We start from the raw sequence: 24,176 nt of genomic DNA on the forward strand, positions 1-24,176 counted from the left end.
CAGTAGTGGAACTGGCGACCTGCTGGAGTGGTCGTAAGGAGAACTGTCGACCGGGGAGGGGCGCAGTGATCGACGTCCAACGGCTCAGGGTGCTGCAGGCGGTCGCCGAGCACGGCAGCTTCAACCGCGCGGCGGCCGCGCTGCTGATCACCCCGTCCGCGGTGTCCCAGCAGATCGCGGCGCTCGAACGGGGGCTCGGCACACTCGTGGTGGAGCGCTCCACCCGCGGTGCGGTGCTGACCGCGGCGGGGCGGCTGATGGTCGAGGCGGCCGGCGCGATCGGCGCCGAACTCCGGTACGCCCGGGAACAGATCGACCGGCTCGCCGCACCGCGCCCGCGGCTGACGGTGGCCACCTTCACCACCGGCGGCCGGCACCTGCTGCCCGCGGCGCTGGCCCGGTTCGCCGCCGAGCACCCGGAGGCCGAACTGCACGTGCTGGAGCGGGAGCCGGAGGACAGCCTGCCGATGGTCCGCGCCAGCGTCGCGGACCTCGCGATCGCCTACCACTTCGACGGCCCGCTGCCGGTGCAGCCCGGTGACCGCTCCGGCCTCGACTGGACACCGCTGATGGACGACCCGCTCTCCGTGGTCCTCCCCGAGGCGCACCCGCTGGCCGGGCGCGAGGAGCTGGACCTCGCCGAACTCGCCGACGACCGCTGGGTGGTGGGCTGCTCGAAGACCGAGGCCTTCCTGCAGCGGCACGCCGCGCTGGCCGGATTCGACCTCAGGGTCGCCGGCAGCACCACCGACTACTTCTTCGCCCGGTCGCTGGTGGCCGCCGGGGTCGGGGTCTCCCTGGTGCCGTACGTGGCGCTGGACCCGCCGCTCCCGGGCACCCGGGTGGTACCCGTCCGGCGGCCGCGGCCGGCCCGGCACTTCGGCATCGCCGTCGCCCGGCGCCGCCGCCCCCAGCCCTACGCCGAGGCGCTGGCGCGGATGCTGCAGGCGCGGACGGGCACCGGCTGAGGGCGGTCAGCGGTGCAGGACGGCGCTGGCGTTGGGGAAGTCGAGACGGGCGCCGCGACGGCGCGTCCGGGCGCTGTCGGCGTGGGCGCGCCGGCCGGCGGCGGCCAGCGCGTCCTGCGCGGTGAGGGCGCGTACGGCGAAGCTCTGGGTGCCGGCGCGGCCGTCGTGGTGGGTGGTGGGCACGGTGACCAGCCACAGCGGGTGGTGGTACGCGACCCGGCCGCCCCCGTAGGCGGCGGTGTGGGCGGTGGCGGCGGGGCCCGGACGGGCTCCGGCCGGTGGGAGGCCGATGGTCATGGGGGCTGGCCCTCCTCGGATGGCACGGGCGGTCGCGTGGGGGCGCGACCGTCAGCGGGTGGGGCGGTTCACCTGCAGGGATGGCACAGGAGGAGGGGCCGCACGGGGTGGCGGCGGCGTGGTCCCGACGATGCGCCCGGCCGGGTCGGGGAGTCAAGGTTACTCGGAAGTATGAATGTAACTTTCTGCAAGACCTTGCCGTGACCGGGCGCGGCCGGCCCGCGCCGCCGGCCCGGAGAGACGGTGACGCCGCAGCCGACCGTTTCCGGCCGACCGTTTTCGAAGACCGCCGACCGGTCAGACGGCGGGCGGCGGGGCGGTGCTCTTGCGGACCACCAGGCTGGTGGCGAGTTCCAGGCGCGCGGCGCTGCCGCCCTCGGCGCGCATCCGGATCAGCATCTGCGCGGCCTCCTCCGCCATCTGCCGCAGCGGCTGGTGGACGGTGGTGAGCGCGGGGCTGGTCCACTGGGCGATCGGCACGTCGTCGTAGCCGACCACCGAGAGGTCGTCCGGGACCTTGAGTCCGTGCACCCGGGCGGCCTCCAGGACGCCGAGCGCCTGCAGGTCGCTGCCGGCGAAGATCGCGGTCGGCCGCTCGGGCAGGGCCAGCAGCTCCATGGCGCGGCGGCGGCCGCCCTCGACGTGGAAGTCGCCGAAGGAGACGTAGCCGGGCGGGATCTCCAGTCCGGCCATGCCCATCGCGGAGCGGAAGCCGTCCAGCCGGGCCAGCGAGCAGAGCATGTCCTCGGGCCCGGTGATGATGGCGATCCTGCGGTGCCCGCGCTCGACCAGGTGGCGGGTCGCGGCCAGGCCGCCGGCCCAGTTCGCCGAGCCCACCGACGGCACGTCCGGCTCGGGGTCGCCGGCCGGGTCGATGATGACGAACGGGATCGCGCGGGAGCGGAGTTGCTGCTTGACCTCGAGCGGCAGGCTGGAGAAGACCAGGACCACGCCGAGCGGCCGGCGGCGCAGCACGCCCTCGATCCAGCCCGGGTCCGGGGCGTGCCGGGTGCCGCTCTCGGTGAGCACCACGCTGGCCTCGTGCTCCTTGGCGACGTTCTCGACGCCCTTGATCAGCTCCATCGCCCAGAGGTTGTCGAGCTCGGGGAAGACGATCTCGACGAGCGGCGCCTCCCAGGCCGATTTGGGCGTCCGCTGGTAGCCGTGGACCTCCAGCAGGCGCTCGACCTTGAGGCGGGTCGGGCGGGAGACGTCCTGCCTGCCGTTGAGAACTTTCGAAACCGTGGACACGGAGACGCCGGCCTCTTCCGCCACCTGGGCGAGCGTGACGCGACCGCTCTCCTCCTCTTCTCGCATGGCGTGCAGCATAAGGCACGCGTCCAGGTCACGTTCCGGTAACTGCGCGACGGGGGGTTGACCCCCCTCGGAGTGCGGATCTAGCGTCGCAGCGCGCCAAGATTTCGGCGAAGATGCCGAAAGATTTCGAAAGGCACCCGCGATGAGAAGTCACACTCGCCTCTCCCGTTCCCTCGCCGCCGGCAGCGCGGCCGTGGTCCTGGGAATCACCCTGACGGCCTGCGGCAGCGGCTCCGGCTCCTCCGGGGACAGCGGTTCGGGTGAGATCCACGTCCTGGTCTACGGGGACGCCACCAACAAGGTCGAGAAGCAGATCGTCGACACCTTCAACAAGACGTCGAAGGTCAAGGCCGTCCTGGACACCATTCCGGGCGCCGACTACCAGCAGAAGCTGCAGACGATCATCAACACCAAGCAGGCCCCGGACATCTTCTTCAACTGGGGCGGAGGCAGCATCAAGCCGTTCGTCGACGCGGGCCTGCTGATGCCGCTCGACGACATGATCGCCAAGGACCCCGGCCTCAAGGCCAACTTCCTGTCCTCGGTCTTCGACACCGCCGTGGTCGACGGCAAGGCCTACGGCGTCCCGATGCGCGGCACCCAGCCGGTACTGCTCTTCAGCAACACCAAGGTCCTCGCCGACGCCGGCGTGGCCGCACCCAAGACCTTCGACGAACTGCTCGCCGCGGTGCAGACCCTCAAGAGCAAGGGCGTCACCCCGATCGCCCTCGGCGGCGGCGACCAGTGGCCCACCCTGATGTGGTTCGAGTACCTCTACGACCGCGTCGCCGGCCCCGACCTGTTCAAGAAGGCTCTCGGCGGCGACAAGGCGGCCTGGGCGAGCGAGGACAGCAAGAAGGCTCTCGGCATGCTCAAGCAGCTCATCGACGCGGGCGCGTTCGGCACCAACTTCGACTCGGTGAAGTTCACCGACGGCGGCTCGCCGGCCCTGCTCGCCCGCGGCAAGGCCGCCTTCGAGCTGATGGGCTCCTGGGAGTACTCCACCCAGCAGGACGCCAACCCGGACTTCACCAAGTCCAGCCTCGGCTACGGCTCCTTCCCGACCGTCACCGGCGGCAAGGGCGACCCGAAGAACGTCGTCGGCAACACCAACAACTTCTACTCGGTGCTGAAGAAGACCAAGCACCCGGAGGCCGTCGCGGAGTTCCTCAAGCTCCAGTACTCCGACGAGTTCGTCCAGGGCCAGCTGGCGATCGGCAACCTGCCGACCACCAGCAACACCCCCAAGTACCTGAGCAGCGCGGCCAACCCGGCGTACTCCGCCTTCCAGTTCGACCTGGTGAAGGCCGCGCCGTCGTTCCAGCTCTCCTGGGACCAGGCGTACCCGCCGGCCGCGATCACGCCCATCCACCAGGCCGTCCAGCAGTTCTTCAACGGCCAGATCGACGAGAACGGGTTCATCAAGGCCATGCAGGCCCTGCCGAACTCCTGACACCAGACGGGCCGCACCATGACCACAACTCTTGCCACCGGGGCCGTCACACGGCGCCGACCGGCGAGCCGGGCGGGCACCGCGGTGACCCGCCCCGGGTTCGCCTGGGCGCTCCCGGCCACGGTCTTCTTCGTCCTCTTCGCGATCGTGCCGCTCGTCCTGGTCGCCGTGCTGTCCTTCACCCGTTGGAACGGCCTCGGCTCACCGGAGTTCGCCGGCTTCGACAACTGGAACCGGCTGTTCGACGACCCCGTGATGGTCAAGAGCCTGTGGCTGAGCCTGCTGCTCACCCTGCTCGGCGTGGCCGTCCAGACCCCGATCAGCATCCTGCTCGGGGTCTGGGCGGCCGGGCACCAGCGCAACCGGGCCGTGCTCTCGGCGATCTACTTCGTGCCGCTGCTGCTCTCCGCCACCGCCGTCTCGGTGCTCTGGCGGGCACTGCTCGACCCCAACTTCGGCATCCCCGCCGAGGCCGGATGGCTGTTCGGCGACGGCAACCTGTTCGGCTCGCAGAGCGGCGCGATCGGCGTGCTGGTGGTCGTCGGCGCCTGGCAGTTCACCCCGTTCCACACGCTGATCTACCAGGGTGCGGCCCGCGCCGTCCCGCCGGTGCTCTACCAGGCCGCCGCGATCGACGGGGCCGGCACCGTGCGGCAGTTCTTCCACATCACGCTGCCGCAGCTGCGCAACGCGATCATCACCTCGGTGATCCTCATGGTGGTCGGCGGTCTCACCACCTTCGACACGGTGCTCATCCTCACCCAGGGCGGGCCCGGCACCGACACCACCATCAGCGCCTACTACATGTACCAGAAGGCCTTCAAGGGCTTCGACTTCGGCACCGGCTCGGCCGTCGCGCTGCTGCTCGTCCTGGTGGCCACCGTCATCTCGCTCGCCGTCGTCCGGCTCTCCGGCTACGACCGGATGCGCAGCACCTCGGAGGGCCTGTGATGAGGCGACGCCCCAACGTCCTGGCCGGATTCGGCTCGCTGGTCTGGCTGTTCGTCGTCGGCCTGCCGCTGTACACCATGCTGGCCGCCACCCTGCAGAGCCGCTCCGACTACGCGGCGAGCGGCCCGCTCGGCCTGCCCCGGCACCTCACCCTGCAGAACTACCTCGACGACCTGCAGGGCGGCTTCGGTCAGTACTTCCTCAACACCGTGATCGTCACGGTGAGCGTGGTCGCCGTCGTGCTGCTGGTGGTGCCGCCGCTGTCGTACGCCATCGTGCGCAGCCGCGGCCGGACGACCGACCTGGTGTTCCGGCTGTTCCTGCTCGGCCTCGCGATCCCCGCGCAGGCGGTGATCGTGCCGATGTTCTACGTCATCAGCAAGGCCGGCCTGTACGACAACCTGATCGGCGTGATCCTGCCGACCGCGGCGTTCTCGCTGCCGGTCTGCACCCTCGTCCTCACCGGTGTGATGCGCGACATCACCCCCGAGCTCTACGAGGCGATGGCCATGGACGGTGCCCCGCCCTGGCGGGTCTTCGTCCAGCTGGTGCTGCCGCTCTCCAAGGGCGGGCTCTCCACCATCACCGTCTTCTCCGCCCTCCAGGCGTGGAACGGCTTCCTCTTCCCCCTGGTGCTGACCCAGTCCGACGAGACCAAGGTGATCACCCTCGGCCTCTACGACTTCCAGACCCAGTACGGCATCAACGTCCCCGGGCTGCTGGCCGCCGTCGTGCTGTCCATGATCCCGATCCTGCTCGTCTACCTGTTCGCCCGCCGCGCCCTCGTCCAGGGGCTCATGGGCGTCGGAGGAAAGTGACCGACACATGAACCTGGCCGTAGAGACCGCCTCCGAAGTCCCCGCCTGGCAGGACACCGCCCGCGACCCGGGCGAGCGGGCCGACGCCCTGATCGCCGCCATGACCCTCCGGGAGAAGATCGCCCAACTGTTCGGCGTCTGGGTCGGAGCCTCCGACGAGGGCGGCGAGGTCGCCCCGTACCAGCACGAGATGGAGGAGCCTCCCGCCCTCGACACCCTGCTGCCGCACGGACTCGGACAGCTCACCCGGCCGTTCGGCACCGCCCCCGTCGACCCGGCCACCGGCGCCCTCTCGCTGATGCGCACCCAGCAGCGGATCGCCGCCGCCAACCGCTTCGGCATCCCGGCCGTCGCCCACGAGGAGTGCCTGGCCGGCTTCGCCGCCTGGAAGGCCACCGCCTACCCCGTACCGCTCGCCTGGGGCGCCGCCTTCGACCCCGCACTGATCCGCCGGATGGCCGCCGCGATCGGCCGCGACATGCGCGCGGTCGGCGTCCACCAGGGCCTCGCCCCCGTCCTGGACGTCGTCCGCGACGCCCGCTGGGGCCGGGTCGAGGAGACCATCGGCGAGGACCCGTACCTGGTCGGCACCGTCGGCACCGCCTATGTGCAGGGGCTGGAGTCCGCCGGGATCGTCGCCACCCTCAAGCACTTCGCCGGCTACTCCGCCTCCCGGGCTGGCCGCAACCTCGCCCCCGTCGGCATGGGCGCCCGCGAACGCGCCGACGTCATCCTGCCGCCCTTCGAGATGGCCGTCCGCGAGGGCGGCGCCCGCTCCGTGATGCACGCCTACACCGACACCGACGGCGTGCCCTCCGCCGCCGACGACCGGCTGCTCACCGAACTCCTCCGCGACACCTGGGGATTCACCGGCACGGTGGTCGCCGACTACTTCGGCATCGGCTTCCTGCGGACCCTGCACGGCGTTGCCGGCGACTGGGCGGAGGCCGCCGGCGCCGCCCTCGCGGCCGGCGTCGACGTCGAACTGCCCACCGTGAAGACCTTCGGCGAACCCCTCGTCGAGGCGATCACCACCGGCCGGCTGCCCGAGCGGCTCGTCGACCGGGCGCTGCGCCGCGTCCTCGTCCAGAAGGCCGAACTCGGCCTGCTCGACCCCGACTGGACGCCCGTCCCGGCCGCCCTCGCCGGCGCCGACCTCACCGACCCGGCCGCCCTGCGCGGTACCGTCGACCTCGACCCGGCCGGCAACCGCGAGCTCGCCCGCGAGATCGCCGAGCAGTCCGTCGTCCTGCTCCGCAACGACGGCACCCTGCCGCTCGCCCGGCCCGCCCGGATCGCCCTGATCGGCCCCAACGCCGACGAATCCACCGCCGTGCTCGGCTGCTACGCCTTCCCGGTGCACGTCGGCCGCCAGCACCCCGACACCCCGATCGGCCTGCGACTGCCCACCCTGCGCGAGGCACTCGCCGCCGAGTTCGACGGCGCCGAGATCTTCACCGCCACCGGCACCGGCATCGACGACCACAGCACCGCCGGCTTCGCCGAGGCCGCCGCCCTCGCCCGCCGCGCCGACGTCGTCGTGCTCGCCCTCGGCGACCGCGCCGGCCTCTTCGGCCGCGGCACCAGCGGCGAGGGCTGCGACGCCGAATCGCTGGAACTCCCCGGCGCCCAGCAGCAACTGCTCGACACCCTGCTCGACACCGGCACCCCCGTGGTGGTCGCCCTGCTCGCCGGCCGGCCCTACGCACTCGGCCGCGCCGTCGACGAGGCCGCCGCGATCGTGCAGACCTTCTTCCCCGGCGAGGAGGGCACCGGCGCGCTCGCCGGCGTGCTCAGCGGCCGCGTCGAGCCGTCCGGCCGACTGCCCGTCAGCGTGCCGCGCCGCCCCGGCGTCCAGCCGTCCTCCTACCTCGCCGCCCGCCTCGCCGGACCCACCGACGTGTCCAGCACCGACCCCACCCCGGCGTACGGCTTCGGCCACGGCCTCAGCTACACCGCCTTCGCCTGGTCCGACCTCGCCGTCGAGAGCGGACGGACGGACACCGCCGGAGAGTTCCGGCTCTCCTTCACCGTCCGCAACACCGGCGGACGGCCCGGCACCGAGGTCGTCCAGCTCTACCTGCACGACCCGGTCGCCTCCGTGGTGCAGCCCGTCCAGCGCCTGATCGGCTACCTGCGGGTGCCGCTCGGCGCCGGCGAGGAGTGCCGGATCACCGCGACCGTCCCCGCCGAGCTGGCCTCCTTCACCGGCCGGGACGGCCGCCGGACCGTCGAACCCGGCGCCTTGGAGCTGCGCCTCGCCGCCTCCAGCACCGACCCGCGGCTCACCGCCGCGGTCGAGCTCACCGGCCCCGTCCGCACGGTCGACCACACCCGCCGGCTGCACCCCGTCCTCGACGTCCTCGACGTGCGGTAGCCGCCCCCCGGACCCCACCTGCCCCGGCCCCATGCACTCCGGTACCGCTTCGCCGGAGTGCGGCGGCCGAGGCCGGGGCAGGTGGACCCCGACCGAACGCACCACCGGCCGAAGGAGCCGACGTTGTACACCGACCTGCCCGAGGACGAACTCCGCTCGTACCGCAGCGCCCAGACCGAGCCCGCCGACTTCGACGCCTTCTGGCGGAAGACCCTGGACGAGGCCCGGGCCGCGGGCGGCGACACCGCCGCCGTCCCCGTGCCGACCGGCCTCACCACCGTCGACACCTTCGACGTCACCTTCCCCGGGTACGCCGGCGAGCCCGTCCGGGCCTGGCTGCGGCTGCCCCGCGAGGCCGAAGGCCCGCTGCCCGCCGTCGTCCAGTACGTCGGCTACGGCGGCGGCCGGGGCCACGTCCTGGAGAACCTCGTCTGGGCCTCCGCGGGCTTCGCCCACCTGCAGATGGACACCCGCGGCCAGGGCTCGGTCTGGAGCCGCGGCGACACCCCCGACTCCGGACCCGCCGGGCCGCAGGTCCCCGGCGTGATGACCCGCGGCATCGAGGACCCGCACGGCTACTACTACCGGCGGCTGTTCACCGACGCCGTCCGGGCGGTGGACGCCGTCCGCACGCTGCCGCGGGTGGACCCGGACCGGGTCGCCGTCCTCGGCAACAGCCAGGGCGGCGGCACCGCCCTCGCCGCGGCCGGACTCGTCCCCGACCTCGCCGCGGTCGTCGCCCACGTGCCCTTCCTCTGCGACTTCCCGCGGGCCGTGGTGGTCACCGACGCCCACCCCTTCCGGGAGATCGCCGACTACCTGGCCACCCACCGCGGCCACGACGAGCAGGTGCACCGCACCCTCTCCTACATGGACGGGGTGCACTTCGCCGCCCGCGCCACCGCCCCGGCCCGGTTCTCCGCCGCGCTCATGGACCAGGTCGTCCCGCCGTCCACCGTGTTCGCCGCCCACAACGCCTACGCCGGACCGAAGGAGATCGAGGTCTGGCGCTACAACGGCCACGAGGCCGGCGGCCCGGACGACGACGCGGCCGCCCTCCGCTTCCTCCGCCGCCACCTCGGCGCCTAGAGCGGCGCCGTCAAAGGCGCACGGGTGGTCACGTCAGGAGCGCGTGGGGGCACCTCCCGGCCGAAGGCCGGGGGAGAACCGCGCGGTCCGGGAACGGGTGCCCCGCCGGTGCCGGCCAGACCCGTGGTCCGTCCCGCGGCCCCGACCCGGGTGCGCCGCCGCACCCCGGGGAACAGGTAACGTCGGCGGGGACGGGGGGAGGACCGGCAGTGCGCGTGACATTGATCTCGGCGGCCATGAGCGAGGCCGCCCGGCAGGCCCGCTTCGACGACGGCGGGCCGCTGGACACCCTCGGGCTGCGTGCCGCCGAGGCCGCCGCCGGCACCCTCCGGCCGGGCGGCACCCCTCTGGTCGCGCCGTCGCCGCGCTGCCGGCAGACCGCGCAGGCGCTCGGCCTGCCCACACCGACCGACGAACCCGCCCTGGCCGGCTGCGACAACGGCCGCTGGCGGGGCCGCACCCTCGACGAGGTCGCCGCCGCCGAACCCGAGGCCCTCGCCCGCTGGCTCGCCGACCCCGCCGCCGCACCCCACGGCGGCGAACCCCTGCAGGCCCTGCTGGACCGGGTCGCCGGCTGGCTGGCCGCCCTGCCCGGGGACGGGCCGGCGGTGACCGCCGTCGTCGAACCCGACACCGTCCGCGCCGCCGCCGTGCACGCCCTCGATGCCCCGGCCGCGGCCTTCTGGCGGCTCGACGTCCGACCGCTCACCGCCACGCACCTCACCGGACGATCCGGCCGCTGGAACCTCCGCTGCGGCGAGCCGCTCTGACACGGCGCCACCCACCACGCGCCCACCGGCGTCGGTGCCGCACCCTAGGGTGGCCCGCCATGACGACCCTGATGACCGACGCCGGCCCGGTCGCCCCCGACACCCCGGTCACCCGGACCGGCGGGCTGCCGCTCGCGCCGGCCGGCACCGCCTGGCCCCACTGCGCGACCTGCGGCGGCCCGATGCAGTTCCTCGCCCAGGTCCTGCTCGACGACCTCGGCCGGCACACCGGCACCGGGGCCGCGGACGGCCGCGGCCTGCTCGCACTGTTCATGTGCCGGAACGACCCCGGCGGGTGCCGGGAGTGGAGCGCCCGCGCCGGCGGCAACCGGGCCCTGCTGCTCCCCGCCGGGGCCGGCGGCCCGCTGCCCCTGCCCGCGCTCCCCGACGGCCACGACGAGGACGACGAGGACCCCCGGGTGCTCGGCGCCGTCCGTGCCGTCTCCTACCGGCCGGACCCGGGCGACGACTACGAGGCGGCCCGCCTCCGTCCGCGCGCCGAAGGCACCCTGGGGCAGCTCGGCGGCGAACCGTGCTGGCTCCAGTACGACCAGACGCCCGACTGCCCGTCCTGCGAGCGGGCCATGGCGATGGTCGTCCAGCTGGAGGAGGGACCCGACTGCCTCACCGCGATGAACTTCGGCAGCGGCAGCGCCTACGCTTTCGCCTGCGAGCCCTGCGGCAGCGCGGCCTTCCTCTGGCAGTGCTGACGCACCCTGCGGCCGGGCCGATCGTTCCCGCGCGGCCTGCCTCGGGGCGTAGCCTTCGTGCATGGCAGAGAGCAAGGCCCGGACGGCCGGGCCACGGGCGGCGGAGCCGAAGAAGCCGGCGGCGAAGCCGAAGAAGCCGGAGTCCCACCTGGGGATGGTGCGGCGGGCCCGGCGGATCAACCGGGCGCTCGCGGAGCAGTACCCGTACGCGCACCCGGAGCTGGACTTCGACAACCCCTTCCAACTGCTGGTGGCCACCGTGCTGTCGGCGCAGACCACCGACCTGCGGGTGAATCAGACCACCCCGGCGCTCTTCGCGAAGTACCCCACCCCCGAGGACATGGCCGCCGCCGTCCCGGAGGAGCTGGAGGAGATCATCCGGCCGACCGGTTTCTTCCGGAACAAGGCGAAGTCGCTGCTCGGCCTGTCCGCCGCGCTGCGCGACGACTTCGGCGGCGAGGTCCCGGGCCGCCTGGCAGACCTCGTCACCCTGCCCGGCGTCGGCCGCAAGACCGCCAACGTCGTCCTCGGCAACGCCTTCGGCGTCCCCGGCATCACCGTCGACACCCACTTCGGCCGCCTCGTCCGCCGCTTCGGCTGGACACAGGAGGAGGACCCGGAGAAGGTCGAGGCCGCCGTCGCCGCGATCTTCCCCAAGTCCGAGTGGACGATGCTCTCGCACCGCGTCGTCTTCCACGGCCGCCGCGTCTGCCACTCCCAGAAGCCCGCCTGCGGCGCCTGCCCGATCACCGCGCTCTGCCCCTCCTTCGGTACCGGCGAGACCGACCCGGAGAAGGCCGCGAAGCTGCTCAAGTACGAACTGGCCGGCAAGCCCGGGCAGCGGCTGCGCCCGCCCGCCGACTTCCCCGGGGAGGCCGCGGCCCGCGCCGAGGCCGACGCGCACGGCGGCGAGGTCGCGGACATGGCGGTCGCCGGATGACGGTCGCCATCGAACGTGACGGCCTGCCCGAGTGGCTGGTGCCGGTCCGCTCCGCCGCCGAGACCGTCCTGCCCGAGCAGCTCAGCCGCTTCCTGCCGCCCGCCTCCGGCGGCCGGCCCTCCGCGGTGCTGATGCTCTTCGGCCACGGCGAGACCGGACCGGACCTGCTGCTCATCGAGCGGGCCCGCTCGCTGCGGTCGCACGCCGGGCAGCCGTCCTTCCCCGGCGGCGCCCTCGACCCGGAGGACGGTGACCCGGCCGGCGCCGGGCCGGTCGCCGCGGCGCTGCGGGAGGCCCGCGAGGAGACCGGCCTGGACCCGGCGGGGGTGCAGGTCTTCGCGACCCTGCCCGCGCTGTACATCCCGGTCTCCGGCTTCGTGGTGACCACCGTGCTGGGCTGGTGGCGCCGGGAGACCCCGGTCGGGCCGGTGGACCCGGCGGAGACCGGCGCGGTCTTCCGGGTGCCGCTGACCGACCTCACGGACCCGGCGAACCGGGCCAGGCTGCGCCATCCGTCCGGCCACGTCGGCCCGGCCTTCGAGGTGGCCGGCCGGCTGGTGTGGGGCTTCACCGCCGGGGTGATCGACCGGGTGCTGCACTACAGCGGCCTGGAACGTCCGTGGGACGTCCGGCGTACCCTGACCCTCTCCGAGGAGGCGCTGAACCTCACCAGGTCCGACCGGCAGCACGACAGGGGATGGCCCGCACCGCGCTGAGTCGCCGGACCCGGTGGCCCGTGGCGGTCCCGGGCCCCGTCCATGGGAGGGTATCGGCGTGAATGTCCTGGATCTGCTGTTGATCGCCGCTGCGGTGGGCTTCGCCGTGTCCGGCTACCGGCAGGGTTTCGTGGTGGGCGTGCTCTCCGTCCTCGGGTTCCTCGGCGGGGGGCTGATCGCCGTCCAGCTGCTGCCGTTGCTGCTGCACCGGCTCGGCCCGGGCACCACGGCCTCGGTGGTCGCCGTCGTGGTGGTGATCGTGTTCGCCGCGGTGGGCCAGGCCGTCACCACGCACTTCGGCTGGAAGCTGCGCGGCAGGATCGGCCGCGGCCGGGCGAAGACCCTGGACGCGATCGGCGGCTCGGTGGTCAACGTGATCTCGATGCTGCTGGTGGCCTGGCTGATCGGCTCGGCACTGGCCGGCACCTCGCTGCCCACCGTCTCCAAGCAGGTCCGGACCTCGAAGGTGCTCTCCACCGTGCAGGGCGTGCTGCCCTCGGACGCGCCGAACTGGTTCTCCGACTTCAGCAAGGAACTGGCCCGCAACGGCTTCCCGCAGGTCTTCAACCCCTTCGAGCACGAGCCGATCACCGAGGTCGAGGCCCCGGACCCGGCCCTGGCCGGCAGCGAGGCCGTCCAGCGGGCCCGGCAGAGCATGGTGAAGGTGGTCGGCACGGCGCCGTCCTGCGGCAAGACCCTGGAGGGCAGCGGTTTCGTCTTCGCCCCGCACCGGGTGATGACCAACGCGCACGTGGTGGGCGGCGTCGACGAGCCCACGGTGCAGGTCGGCGGTACCGGCCGGGTCTACGACGCCACGGTGGTCCGGTACGACTGGCAGCGCGACATCGCCGTGCTGGACGTCCCCAAGCTGAACGCCCCGGCGCTGTCCTTCGCGGGCGAGGCGCACACCAACGACAGCGCGATCGTCGCGGGCTTCCCGGAGAACGGCTCGTTCAACGTTCAGCCCGCCCGCATCCGCGGCCGGATCCAGGCCAACGGGCCGGACATCTACCACCGCGGCCAGGTCGTCCGCGACGTGTACTCGGTGCGCTCCCTGGTCCGGCAGGGCAACAGCGGAGGCCCGCTGCTCAGCCCGAACGGCGAGGTGTACGGCGTGGTCTTCGCCAAGTCGCTGGACAGCGTCGACACCGGCTACGTGCTCACCGCCGCCGAGGTGCTCCAGGACGCCACGCTGGGCGAGAGCGCCACCGCCCGGGTGGACACCGAGGGCTGCGCGCTCTGACCGCCGGCCAGGGCGCCACCGGTGCCCGGGTCAGCCCTCGCGGCGCAGCCGGGCGCCCACCCAGCGGGCGCGCCGGCCCAGGATGCGGGGGATGCCGAGCCCGTGCGCCCCGGTGCCGTCCGGCTGTCCGGGGACGCCTCCCCGGCGCCACTCGGACTGGTGGGACTGGCTCTGCGAGCTGCTGCTCCCACGGCGGCGTCGGCGCGGTGCGGCATCGCGATCGGGCATCCAGGTCATACCGGGAGGATGCCCCTGGGCCAGGAGGAGTAACCGCCTCCGGACTTCCCACCTGGCTTATGCGACTGTCATATGAGTGATAGTCAGACTTCCGCGTCCCGTTCTGGATGCCGCTTCCGCCCCGGCCTGAGCCCTCAGTCCCTGTGCTGCCCCACCCAGGCCAGCAGCTCCTCGGTGAACTGGTCGGGGGTCTCCTCGTGCGGGAAGTGTCCCACCCCGGGCAGCAGCCGCCACCGGTACGGCGCCTCCACGTACTCGCCCGCCCCCAGCGCGGTGTGTGCCAGCAGCACCGGATCGGCGGCGCCCTGGACGTGCAGCGTGGGCGCGGTGATCGGCTTCTTCATCCGCCGCGCGAACTGCAGACCGTCCGGGCGGGCCATCGACCGCATCAGCCACCGGTACGGCTCGATCGAGCAGTGCGCCGTGGACGGGATCCGGATCGCCTGCCGGTAGGCCTCGACGGCCTCCGGCTCGATGCCGTTCGGGCCCGTCCAGGCCCGCAGGTACTCGGCGACCAGCGCGGCGTCGTCCGCGACCAGCCGTCGCTCCGGGATCCACGGGCGCTGGAAGCCCAGCACGTGCTCGAAGGCGGCGATCTGACGCCGGTCGGTGAGCAGGGCGCGGCGCAGGTGCCGCGGGTGCGCCGCCGAGACCACGGTCAGGCTGCGGATCACCGAGGGCCGCATCACCGCGGCCACCCAGGCCAGCGAACCGCCGGTGGCGTGGCCCACGAGATGGGCGTGCCGCTCGCCGAGCGACCGGATGACTCCGGTGATGTCCAGCGCCAGGTTGGCCGGGTCGTAGCCGCGCGGCGTGCGGTCGCTGCCGCCGATGCCGCGGAGGTCCAGGGCGACGGCCCGGTACCCGGCCTCGGCGAGCGCGGTCATCTGGTGGCGCCAGGCCCACCAGTACTCCGGCCAGCCGTGCACCAGCAGCACCAGCGGGCCGTCACCGGCCTCGGCGATGTGGAAGCGGGCCCCGTTGGCGGCCAGGTCGCGGTGCGTCCACGGCCCCGGCGAGCGGACGCTCCAGGCGGCCCCCGCGCCCGCCGGGTCCCCGGCAGAGGCGGACACGGGCCGGGCCGGAGCGGGCCGGGAGGTCCCGGGACGGGGCTCGACGGGCTTCGCGGGTACGGGCTTCTGGTCCAGCGGCATACCGAGAGCCTGTCATACGCGTGCTACGAACACGTCTCCGGCACTCGCGTCGCTTCGCAACGATCCGGTACGGACACCGGTCCGGACCCGCCGGCGGACACCGGTGCGCGCCGCCGGCGGATCAGGAGATCCGGCCGAGCGCCCGGTCGATCTCCTCCTTGGTGGCAGGCCGCGGGCGGGCGTTCTTCAGCACGTCCGCGGTGGCCTGGGCGCCCTCGATCGTCCGGCGCGGCTTCTCGATCTTCTTGAACGAGCGCATCGCCAGCAGGCCCAGCAGGGCGGCCAGCAGCAGGTAGGCGCCGCCGACGATCAGGAAGGACCAGCCGAGCGTCAGCCCGAGCGCCTGCAGGCCGTAGGCCGCGGCGAAGCTCAGCATCGGCACCGACGCGAGCGCCACCACACCGGCCACCGAGACGGAGACGCCGCCGGTCACACCGCGCTTGACGTCGGCCCGGATCTCCGCCTTGGCCAACGCGATCTCGTCGTGCACCAGGGCGGAGAGGTCGTTGGTCGCCGCCGCGAACAGCTCGCCGATGGAACGCTCGCCCTCGTACGGGGCCCGGCCTGCGGTTCCTGCGGACATCGGCGGTTCTCCTTCGCGGCGGCTGCACTCGTTCGACAGCTCAGCATCATGCCTCGCCCGGCAGTCCGCACACCACTCCGGCCCCCGGTCGGCGGCGTGTCAGGAGACTGCGCGTCAGTTCGGCCGCTGATAGACGTCCGGAATGCCGTCGTGGTCGGTGTCCGTGTTCTCCTCCTCGTACAGCAGGCGGTAGTGCCGGGTGCGGAGCTTCAGCAGGACGGTGGCGAACACCGCGCACAGCACCGAACCCGTCAGCACGGCCTCCTTGGCCTGCTCGGCCAATGCGTGGTCGTCGGGGAAGGCCAGCTCGCTGATCAGCAGGGAGACGGTGAAGCCGATGCCGGCGAGGGTCGAGAGCGCGAACACGTCCCCCCAGCCGAGCTGCGGGTTGAGCTGCGCGCGGGTGTAGCGCGCCGCCAGCCACGTCCCGCCGAACACACCGACCGACTTGCCCACCACCAGCCCGAGCATCACACCGAGCGGCGTGGCATGGGTGAACACCACGGCGAGCGCCTCGCCCGACACCGGGACCCCGGCCGCGAACAGCGCGAACAGCGGCACCGCGACCCCCGCCGACAGCGGCCGCACCAGGTGCTCGACGTGCTCGCCGGGGGAGTGCTCCTCGCCCGGCCGGGTGTGGCAGCGCAGCAGCATGCCCATCGCCACGCCGGCCACCGTGGCGTGCACCCCGCTCTCGTGCATCAGCGCCCAGATCACCAGCGCCAGCGGCACGTAGACGTACCAGCCGTGCACCTCGCGGCGGTGCAGCAGCCAGAACAGCACCAGCCCCGCCAGCGACAGCCCCAGCGCCCAGAACTTGATGCCCGAGGTGTAGAAGACCGCGATGATGAGGATCGCGATCAGGTCGTCCACCACGGCGAGCGTGAGCAGGAAGGCCCGCAGGGCGGACGGCAGCTGACTGCCCACCACCGCCAGCACGCCGAGCGCGAAGGCGATGTCCGTCGCGGTCGGGATCGCCCATCCGCCGGGGTGGCCGCCGGGTGCCAAGTTCACCAGGGCGAAGATCACCGCGGGCAGGATCACCCCGCTCACCGCGGCGGTCACCGGCAGCAGGGCCGCACTCGGCGACCGCAGCTCGCCGGAGGTGAACTCACGCTTGAGTTCGATGCCCGCCACGAAGAAGAAGATCGCCAGCAGGCCGTCCGCGGCCCAGGCCTCCACGGTGAGATCCAGATGCAGCGGCTCCGACGGCCCGATCGTGTGCTCGGTCACGGAGGCGTAGGAGCCCGGCCAGACGTTGGCCCACACGAGGGCGGCGACCGCGGCGAGCAGCAGCAGCACACCGCCGACCGTCTCGGTGCGCAGCGCGTCCAGGATGATCCGCCGCTCGGGCAGCGGCAGCAGGCCGAGGAACGTCCGGCGCTGCCTGCCCGGCTCAGTGCTGGTCTCCGTGCTGGTCTCTGTGCCCGGTTCCGTGCCCGTTTCCGTGCTCGTGCCGGCCCGGTCGTCCGGCGTGGGCCCGTCGGTCCGGGAGGACCGGTCGTCCTGGGTCTGTCGGTCGTTCTGGGTGGGCCGGTCGGACGGGGGCTGTCGGTCGTTCTGGCCGGGCCGGTCGTTCTGGGCGGGCCGGTCGGACGGGGGCTGTCGGTCGGGCACGGGCGGCTGGTCGGGCGCGGGCGGTGTGGCCACGGCGGGACCTCCTGGGGCTGGGGCGGGCGGTCTCCCCGTACGGGGGACACCTGTCGTACGGATGCCGACCAGACTTCCCGGCGCGCCTCGGAGCGGTCCTGACGCCCCACCGCATTCTACGGAGTGCACGACGGCGGCGGATCGGGCGCAGTCTATGCAGGTCGAAGCCGGTCGCCGGGCGACGCGACCGGGCCCGGAGAGGCCGCCGGCCACCGTCCCCCGGACGGACTGCGACCGGATGCGTGAACCGCGGCTCGTCCTTATGGTCGGCATCGTGCACCCGCCCGGGTGGCACGGACACGGCAGTTCATCCAGGGCAGTTCACGCAGGTCACAGGGAGGGGCACAGCGGACGGGCCAGGCAGGACAGCAGCACAGCAGGACGCGAGGGCCATGCACCCGGACACCCCCTCCTCGACGGCCCCGCCTGCACGGCCACCCCGCCGCAGGCCCAGGACCCGCACCGCCGCCCCGCCGCGGTTACCCGCCACCACCACAGCCACCAGGGCCCCGGGCCGCGACCACCTGCTCGGCCCTCGGGACGCCGCCCCGACGAGACCGGGCCCCCGACACGACCTCCGTTCCGCCGGACGTCTCCACCTGCTTGCCCGAGACGGCCCGCCGGCCGCGCCCGCCGCTAGGCCTGTGCACCCGTAGCCCGCTACCTGCAGGCCCACCTGTCGGTCGACGCGGTGCCGACCCCGGAGTGGACGGGCGCCGGGCCGTCGCTGCGGGCCGCACTGCACGAGGTGGCCAGGCCCCGGGTGGCGCACCGGCGGGACGGCACGGGAATTGGCCTGATCTGTGGTCATCGAATGCCGAAGGACGGCGAACTGCTCTGCCGCCACGGTTCGACCGGGGGCTTCCCGGCGTTCGCCGGTTTCGACCCGGTCGCCGGGGTCGGACTGGTCGCGGCGGGCAACACCCTGACGACCAACCGCCGGCGCTTCGTCCGGGGCGCCCACACGACGCTCTGCGCCCTGCGCCACAGCTGACCGGACTGTCGCGTACGGCCGCAGAACACGCCGCGGGCCGGTCCCCCCGCCGAGAGCGAGGGGACCGGCCCGTGGTGGTGTGTCAGTCCTCGCTCGGAGCGGTGGGCAGCTGGGCCTGGATGAGGTTCATCACCGAGGAGTCGGCGAGCGTGGTGACGTCGCCGATCTCGCGGTTCTCGGCGACATCGCGCAGCAGGCGTCGCATGATCTTGCCGGAGCGGGTCTTGGGAAGCTCGTTGACCAGCAGGATCCGCTTGGGCTTGGCGATAGGGCCGAGGGTGCGGCCGACGTGGTTGCGCAAGTCGGTGACCAGGTCGTCACCGGCTTCGGCGGTGCCGCGCAGGATGACGAACGCGACGATGGCCTGGCCGGTGGTGGCGTCGGTGGCGCCGACCACGGCCGACTCGGCGACCGCCGGATGCGAGACCAGCGCGGACTCGACCTCGGTGGTCGAGATGTTGTGGCCGGAGACCAGCATGACGTCGTCGACCCGGCCGAGCAGCCAGATGTCGCCGTCCTCGTCCTTCTTCGCGCCGTCACCGGCGAAGTACCGGCCCTCGAAGCGGGACCAGTAGGTGTCCAGGTAGCGCTGGTCGTCACCCCAGACGGTGCGGAGCATGGACGGCCACGGCTCGGTGAGCACCAGGTAGCCGCCGGAGCCGTCGGGGACCTCGCGGGCCTCGTCGTCGACCACGGTCGCGGCGATGCCGGGCAGCGCGCGCTGGGCGGAGCCGGGCTTGGTCTCGGTGACGCCGGGCAGCGGGCTGATCATGATGGCGCCGGTCTCGGTCTGCCACCAGGTGTCCACGATCGGGCAGCGGCCGCCGCCGATGTGCTCGCGGTACCAGACCCACGCCTCGGGGTTGATCGGCTCGCCGACGCTGCCGAGCACCCGCAGGCTGGACAGGTCGAACTTGGCGGGGATGTCGTCGCCCCACTTCATGAAGGTGCGGATCGCGGTCGGCGCGGTGTAGAGGATGGTCACGCCGTACTTCTGCACGATCTCCCAGAACCGGCCCTGGTGCGGGGTGTCCGGGGTGCCCTCGTAGATGACCTGGGTGGCGCCGTTGGCCAGCGGCCCGTACACGATGTACGAGTGGCCGGTGACCCAGCCGATGTCGGCGGTGCACCAGTAGACGTCGGTCTCCGGCTTGAGGTCGAAGACGGCGTGGTGGGTGTAGGACGCCTGGGTGAGGTAGCCGCCGGTGGTGTGCAGGATGCCCTTCGGCTTACCCGTGGTGCCCGAGGTGTAGAGGATGAACAGCGGGTGCTCGGCCTCGTGGCCCTCCGCGGTGTGCTCGGCGGACTGGCGGTCGACGACCTCGTGCCACCACACGTCGCGGCCCTCGGTGAACGCGGTGTCCTGGCCGGTGCGGCGCACGACGAGGACGTGCTCGACGCCCGGGCAGCGGTCGAGGGCCTCGTCGATGGCGGGCTTGAGGGCGGACGGCTTGCCGCGGCGGTGGCCGCCGTCCGCGGTGATGACGAGCTTGGCGTCGGCGTCCTGGATGCGGGAGGCGACGGCGTCGGCGGAGAAGCCGCCGAAGACCACGGAGTGGGTGGCGCCGATCCGGGCGCAGGCGAGCATCGAGACGACGGCCTCGGGGATCATCGGGAGGTAGATCGCCACGCGGTCGCCCTTGCGGACGCCGAGCTCGAGCAGCGCGTTGGCGGCCCGGGAGACCTCGTCCTTCAGGTCGGCGTAGGTGATGATGCGGGTGTCGCCGCCCTCGCCCTCGAAGTGGATCGCCACCCGGTCGCCGAGGCCGGCCTCGACATGCCGGTCGACGCAGTTGTACGCGACGTTGATCCGGCCGTCGGCGAACCACTTCGCGAACGGCGGGTTGCTCCAGTCCAGGGTCTCGGTCGGCTCGACGGACCAGGTGAGGCGGCGGGCCTGCTCGGCCCAGAAGGCGAGCCGGTCCTCGGAGGCCTGCCCGTAGGCGTCCGCGGTCACGTTCGCGGACGCGGCCAGTGCGGCCGGCGGCGCGAAGCGGCGCTCCTCCTTGAGCAGATTGGCCAGGCTCTCGTTGCTCAACACGCACTCCTCATCGAGTCTCATCTGCCGGGTCATCCCCTGCGGGATTGTCCCGTGTGTCCCAGCACACAGCTCACCAGGCGAACGGGTGTGTTGACAAGAGCCTCCCGAGAATTGGTGTAGACCTTTGGCCTGTCGCCGCGGAGGGGTCGACCGGCCCGGCCGCCCGGCGGGCCGCCCGGCGGCGCGGTGGGCGGTGCGGTGGGCGGTGCGATGGGCGGGATGTGGGGGCGGGCGTGGGGCGGCGCTCGGGTGGGGGCGCGAGAGGGTGCGAGGTGGTGTGCCGACGAACACCGGGTGGCCCGCCCCGGAGCCGCGGGTGGCCGGGCAGCTGTCGGACCGGCCGCGGGGCCATACGGTATCCAGGTGCCAGGTGCCAGGTGCCCGGCGAACGGGGAACGGGGAACGGCGCACGTGGTGCGGCGCACGCCGGGTGCACCGTTGTGCGGGTCGCGTGGGTGCTCGGATCGGTAGGCGTGCGCAGGGTGCCTGGTGGGCCGGATGCCCCGGCGGTTGTGGGGTGGCGTGGGGGTGCCTGCGGCCGGCGGGCTCGGGGGCGGACCGCTGCGACCGGCCGCGGACTGTGGAGCCGATGGTGCAGGAGCTCTTGACGACCTGACGCATCGGTACTCCACTGACCGGGCGGGCCTGTGGCTTCGGCCGCGGGCCCGACCAACGGCGCACCCTCATGCGACGGGGGTCAGAACCATGTCGGCCACACCTTCTCCTTCCTCCTCATCACATGCCGCCGCTCCCCTTCCCGGGGATTTCGCCGTCGTCCGGATGGACGGCCGTGTCGGTCGGCTCATCCGGTTCGGTCAATGGCTCAACGGCGACGGGTTCGCCGACTACGAGCACGCCTTCGTCTTCGTGGGGGACGGGCAGCTGGTCGAGGCACAGCCCGGTGGCGCCGAACTGCGCCCCCTCTCGGCGTACGACGGCTGCCCGGCGCTCTGGTCCACCGGCAGGTACGCGCTGACGGATGTCCAGCGGGCGGCCGTCGTCACCGCCGCCCGCGGGTACATCGGCGTTCCCTACAGCGTGGCCGACTACTTGGCGCTGGCCGCACACCGCCTCCGACTTCCGGTCGGTCCGCTCATCAAGGGTTATGTGGCGAGCAGCCGCCACATGATCTGCTCCCAGCTGGTTGACCAGTGCTACCTGGACGCCGGCGTCCATCTGTTCTCGGACGGCCGGTGGCCCGGGTACGTCACTCCGGCTGATCTGGCGAAACTGCTGTCCTGACGAGCGGACGCGAGGCCGCGGAGGGCACGGGGGCCGTCGACATCGCGGACGGGCTGAACCCGGCCGTGGCGCCGACAGGGTGTCAGGCGGTCACCGGCGTACGCTCCTGCAGCTGTTCGCTGCAACGGTCGGCCGACACCGGGGCGAACTGGCAGGTGTCGTCGTCCAGTACGTACGCCTGGGCGGTCGCGAAGTCGAAGTACATTCCGACGAGGCGCAGGGTGCCGGTGGCGACTCGGCGTTCGACGGCGGGGTTGGCCAGCAACTGGTCGAGTTGCTGGACCACGTTGGTGATGCAGAGTTCCTCGACCGGATCGGCGGCGGGCCGGTCGGCGAATCGTGCGGGTGCGCGCTTGGAGCGGGCGAGCGAGCCGCGGCCGTTGCGCAGCCACCGCACGAGCGGGGTCGGCGTGCCGGGTTGCTCGTGGATGCCGTCCAGCAGGGCCTTCATCGCGCCGCAGCCGGAGTGCCCGCAGACCGTGATCGAGCCGACCTCCAGCACCTCCACCGCGTACTGCACGGCGGCCGCCACCGAGTCGTCCGCGGCGCCCGGTTCGTAGGGGGCGGGGACGAGGTTGCCGACGTTGCGCACCGTGAAGAGGTCGCCGGGCCCGCTGCTGGTGATCATGCTGGTGACCATCCGGGAGTCGGCGCAGGTGAGGAACAGCTGCGAGGGCGTCTGGCCCTCGCGGGCGAGCCGGGCCAGCTCCTGGCGGACCAGCGGTGCGGTGTGTTCCTGGAAGCCGCGCACGCCGTCGATCAGTCTGCCGTGTGCGTCGCCGCCGTCCTGCTCGATGCTGTGGTGGCCCATCCACGGCGTCCAGGCGCGGAACTGCTGCGAGCCCGCGGCCGGATCCGGGTCCATCGTGCCGTCGGGGTCGAGCGCAGCATGCTGGCTGTGCTGATCGGTCACCATTGCGACCCGCCCACCGGCGGCCTGGTACATGGCTCGCCAGGTGTGCAGCGCCTCGTACGCGGCGTGGTCGAGGAAGGAGCCGTCGTGGTGGACGGTGACCGCCGCGCCGGGCGGGATCTGGGCGAGCGTGCGGCTCAGCCGCGGGACGGCGGCGAAGGTGAGCGGACCGTGCGTCCGGATGCGGTGGGTGCCGTCCGGCTCGGCGGTGACGTCGACCCGGGCGCGGGTCAGCCGGTGGAGGGCGAGCAGGCCGGCGACCGTTCCGCCGAGCGCCACGCCGAGCGGGACGCCCAGGGCGACCACACCGAGCACGGTGACCACATAGACCGGGAACTCGCGGTGCCGGTGGATGCGCCGGATGTGCGCGAAGCTGACCATCTGCACGCCCACGACGAGCACCAGGGCGGCCAGGGCGGCGAGCGGGATGCGGCGCAGTCCGCCGGCCAGGGCCAGCGCGGCCAGCACCACCCAGCCGCCGTGCAGTACGGCCGACCACCGGGAGGAGGCGCCGGCCTGCACGTTGGCCGTGCTGCGGACGGCGCCACCGGCCACCGGTAGGCCGCCGAGCAGGCCGGAGACCGTGTTGGCCAGGCCTTGGCCGCGCAGCTCACGGTCCAGGTCGCTGGAGGTGTGCGTCATGCGGTCGACCGCGACCGAGGAGAGCAGCGACTCCACACCGGCGACGGCGGTGACCGTCAGGACCACGGCGAGCAGGGCGGGCCAGTGCTCGGCGAGCAGTCGGCCGCTCGGGGCCGCAGCGAGCGCATGGTGCTGCCAGCCCGGCAGTTCGACCCGGGCGAGGTGCAGGCCGAGGGTGAGCGAGAGGGCGGTGCCCGAGGCAACGGCGACCAGGGCGGCGGGCAGCCGGGCGAGCCGCGCGCCCGTCCGGCCGGCGGCACCGGGCAGCCGGCCGAGGCGCGGCCAGCAGAAGAGCACGGCGACGGCGAGCGCGCCGACCGCCAGGGCCGGCAGGTGCGGCCCGGCCAGCTGGTCGGGGAGCGAGCGCAGATTGGCCAGGGCGGAGCTCTGCGGCGAGCCGCCGAGCACGACGTGGAGTTGGGCGATGGCGATGGTGAGGCCGACGCCCGCCAGCATTCCGTGCACGACCGCGGGGGAGACGGCCAGTGCCGCGCGGGCCACCCGCAGCGAGCCGAGCAGGAATTGGAGCAGGCCCGCCGCAACCGTCACCGCGCAGGCGATCTGCCACCCGTACTGCGCGATTACGCCGGCGGTGATCACGGTGAGGGCTGCGGAGGGGCCGCTGACCTGCAGGGGAGTTCCGCCGAGCAGCCCTGCTACCAGGCCTCCGGCAGCGGCCGCGACGAGACCCGCGGTCAGTGGGGCGCCGGTGGCGAGGGCAATGCCGAGCGAGAAGGGCACCGCGATGAGGAAGACGGCCAGCGAGGCCGGCAGGTCGTGGAGGAGCAGGGCGCGGCCTCGGCCGTCGGCCTTTCCGGGGCGGGGTGCGGGCCCGGTCGACCGGCCGCCGGACGGTGGCGCGTGGTCGGTGGTGTCCGAGGCGATGGGTGCGGAGGAGATGTCGAGGGTCATGGTGTCCCGTCTTTCCGGGGGAACTTACGCAGTCAGGTCCGGTGGTGGTGCTGTCCGCGGATCGGCTGTCGTGGGTCGCGACGGTTTGGCGGGATGGTGTGGGCGCGGCGGCTTGTCCGCGGGGCCCAAGGACCATCAGTCCGGTCTGCCAAGATTCGG

At 73.2% G+C, this 24,176-nt stretch carries 21 protein-coding genes; 13 read left to right on the plus strand and 8 right to left on the minus strand.

Going from position 1 to position 24,176, the window contains the following annotated elements:
* The first annotated feature begins 65 nt into the window (after window positions 1–65).
* Window positions 66–968 (plus strand): LysR family transcriptional regulator, encoded by a 903-nt coding sequence (locus KSNIM_RS20470; RefSeq protein ID WP_263104647.1) that lies wholly within the window; start codon window positions 66–68, stop codon window positions 966–968.
* 6 nt (window positions 969–974) lie between these two features.
* Here the strand turns inward: KSNIM_RS20470 and KSNIM_RS20475 are convergent, their stop codons facing one another.
* Window positions 975–1,265, minus strand: a complete 291-nt coding sequence (locus KSNIM_RS20475) for a hypothetical protein (RefSeq protein WP_263104648.1) — start codon at window positions 1,263–1,265, stop codon at window positions 975–977.
* A gap of 297 nt (window positions 1,266–1,562) precedes the next feature.
* Window positions 1,563–2,594: a LacI family DNA-binding transcriptional regulator gene (locus KSNIM_RS20480; protein WP_263104649.1), complete on the minus strand. Its 1,032-nt coding sequence runs from the start codon at window positions 2,592–2,594 to the stop codon at window positions 1,563–1,565.
* 130 nt (window positions 2,595–2,724) lie between these two features.
* Here KSNIM_RS20480 and KSNIM_RS20485 point away from each other — a divergent pair, with 130 nt between their 5' ends.
* From KSNIM_RS20485 to KSNIM_RS20530, 10 genes are all read left to right on the plus strand, one after another.
* Window positions 2,725–4,035: an ABC transporter substrate-binding protein gene (locus tag KSNIM_RS20485; RefSeq protein WP_263104650.1), complete on the plus strand. Its 1,311-nt coding sequence runs from the start codon at window positions 2,725–2,727 to the stop codon at window positions 4,033–4,035.
* An 18-nt stretch (window positions 4,036–4,053) separates the two neighbouring features.
* Complete coding sequence (locus KSNIM_RS20490; RefSeq protein ID WP_263104651.1) at window positions 4,054–4,986, plus strand: carbohydrate ABC transporter permease; 933 nt, start codon at window positions 4,054–4,056, stop codon at window positions 4,984–4,986.
* Window positions 4,986–5,804 (plus strand): carbohydrate ABC transporter permease, encoded by an 819-nt coding sequence (locus tag KSNIM_RS20495; protein WP_263104652.1) that lies wholly within the window; start codon window positions 4,986–4,988, stop codon window positions 5,802–5,804. Before KSNIM_RS20490 ends, KSNIM_RS20495 begins: the two co-directional genes overlap by 1 nt.
* Window positions 5,805–5,811: 7 nt before the next feature.
* Window positions 5,812–8,181, plus strand: a complete 2,370-nt coding sequence (locus KSNIM_RS20500) for a beta-glucosidase family protein (protein WP_263104653.1) — start codon at window positions 5,812–5,814, stop codon at window positions 8,179–8,181.
* Between the two features lie 123 nt (window positions 8,182–8,304).
* On the plus strand, window positions 8,305–9,270 hold the full coding sequence (locus KSNIM_RS20505) for an acetylxylan esterase (RefSeq protein ID WP_263104654.1): 966 nt from the start codon (window positions 8,305–8,307) through the stop codon (window positions 9,268–9,270).
* A gap of 215 nt (window positions 9,271–9,485) precedes the next feature.
* Window positions 9,486–10,040, plus strand: coding sequence for a histidine phosphatase family protein (locus KSNIM_RS20510; RefSeq protein WP_317634039.1), 555 nt, complete (start codon window positions 9,486–9,488; stop codon window positions 10,038–10,040).
* Window positions 10,041–10,099: 59 nt separating this feature from the next.
* Entirely contained in the window at window positions 10,100–10,750 is a 651-nt protein-coding gene (locus tag KSNIM_RS20515; RefSeq protein ID WP_263104655.1) for a YwqG family protein, read from the plus strand.
* A gap of 61 nt (window positions 10,751–10,811) precedes the next feature.
* Window positions 10,812–11,690: an endonuclease III gene (gene nth / locus KSNIM_RS20520; RefSeq protein ID WP_263104656.1), complete on the plus strand. Its 879-nt coding sequence runs from the start codon at window positions 10,812–10,814 to the stop codon at window positions 11,688–11,690.
* Complete coding sequence (locus tag KSNIM_RS20525) at window positions 11,687–12,406, plus strand: NUDIX hydrolase (protein ID WP_263104657.1); 720 nt, start codon at window positions 11,687–11,689, stop codon at window positions 12,404–12,406. The genes nth and KSNIM_RS20525 overlap by 4 nt, the downstream gene beginning before the upstream one ends.
* 58 nt (window positions 12,407–12,464) lie before the next feature.
* Entirely contained in the window at window positions 12,465–13,649 is a 1,185-nt protein-coding gene (locus tag KSNIM_RS20530; protein ID WP_263104658.1) for a MarP family serine protease, read from the plus strand.
* Window positions 13,650–13,679: 30 nt separating this feature from the next.
* On the opposite strand, the gene KSNIM_RS20535 is transcribed toward KSNIM_RS20530, so the two are convergent.
* From KSNIM_RS20535 to nhaA, 4 genes are all read right to left on the minus strand, one after another.
* Entirely contained in the window at window positions 13,680–13,886 is a 207-nt protein-coding gene (locus tag KSNIM_RS20535) for a hypothetical protein (RefSeq protein ID WP_263104659.1), read from the minus strand.
* A gap of 134 nt (window positions 13,887–14,020) precedes the next feature.
* Window positions 14,021–15,040, minus strand: coding sequence for an alpha/beta fold hydrolase (locus KSNIM_RS20540; RefSeq protein ID WP_263104660.1), 1,020 nt, complete (start codon window positions 15,038–15,040; stop codon window positions 14,021–14,023).
* Window positions 15,041–15,161: 121 nt separating this feature from the next.
* The gene (locus KSNIM_RS20545; RefSeq protein WP_263104661.1) at window positions 15,162–15,623 is read right to left on the minus strand and encodes a phage holin family protein; all 462 of its coding nucleotides are present in this window, start codon (window positions 15,621–15,623) and stop codon (window positions 15,162–15,164) included.
* A gap of 114 nt (window positions 15,624–15,737) precedes the next feature.
* Window positions 15,738–16,988, minus strand: a complete 1,251-nt coding sequence (gene nhaA, locus KSNIM_RS20550) for a Na+/H+ antiporter NhaA (protein ID WP_263108036.1) — start codon at window positions 16,986–16,988, stop codon at window positions 15,738–15,740.
* 1,099 nt (window positions 16,989–18,087) lie between these two features.
* Between nhaA and KSNIM_RS20555 the strand changes: the two genes are divergently transcribed.
* A complete protein-coding gene (locus KSNIM_RS20555; protein WP_263104662.1) occupies window positions 18,088–18,267 on the plus strand; it encodes a hypothetical protein in 180 nt (59 codons plus the stop codon).
* A gap of 82 nt (window positions 18,268–18,349) precedes the next feature.
* Here the strand turns inward: KSNIM_RS20555 and acs are convergent, their stop codons facing one another.
* On the minus strand, window positions 18,350–20,305 hold the full coding sequence (gene acs / locus KSNIM_RS20560; protein WP_263104663.1) for an acetate--CoA ligase: 1,956 nt from the start codon (window positions 20,303–20,305) through the stop codon (window positions 18,350–18,352).
* Between the two features lie 783 nt (window positions 20,306–21,088).
* Here acs and KSNIM_RS20565 point away from each other — a divergent pair.
* The gene (locus KSNIM_RS20565; RefSeq protein WP_263104664.1) at window positions 21,089–21,550 is read left to right on the plus strand and encodes a hypothetical protein; all 462 of its coding nucleotides are present in this window, start codon (window positions 21,089–21,091) and stop codon (window positions 21,548–21,550) included.
* Between the two features lie 82 nt (window positions 21,551–21,632).
* Here KSNIM_RS20565 and KSNIM_RS20570 read toward each other — a convergent pair whose 3' ends face one another.
* Window positions 21,633–24,017: a SulP family inorganic anion transporter gene (locus KSNIM_RS20570; protein ID WP_263104665.1), complete on the minus strand. Its 2,385-nt coding sequence runs from the start codon at window positions 24,015–24,017 to the stop codon at window positions 21,633–21,635.
* Window positions 24,018–24,176 lie beyond the last annotated feature (159 nt).

This window comes from Kitasatospora sp. DSM 101779, from assembly GCF_025655475.1.
GTDB lineage: Bacteria > Actinomycetota > Actinomycetes > Streptomycetales > Streptomycetaceae > Kitasatospora.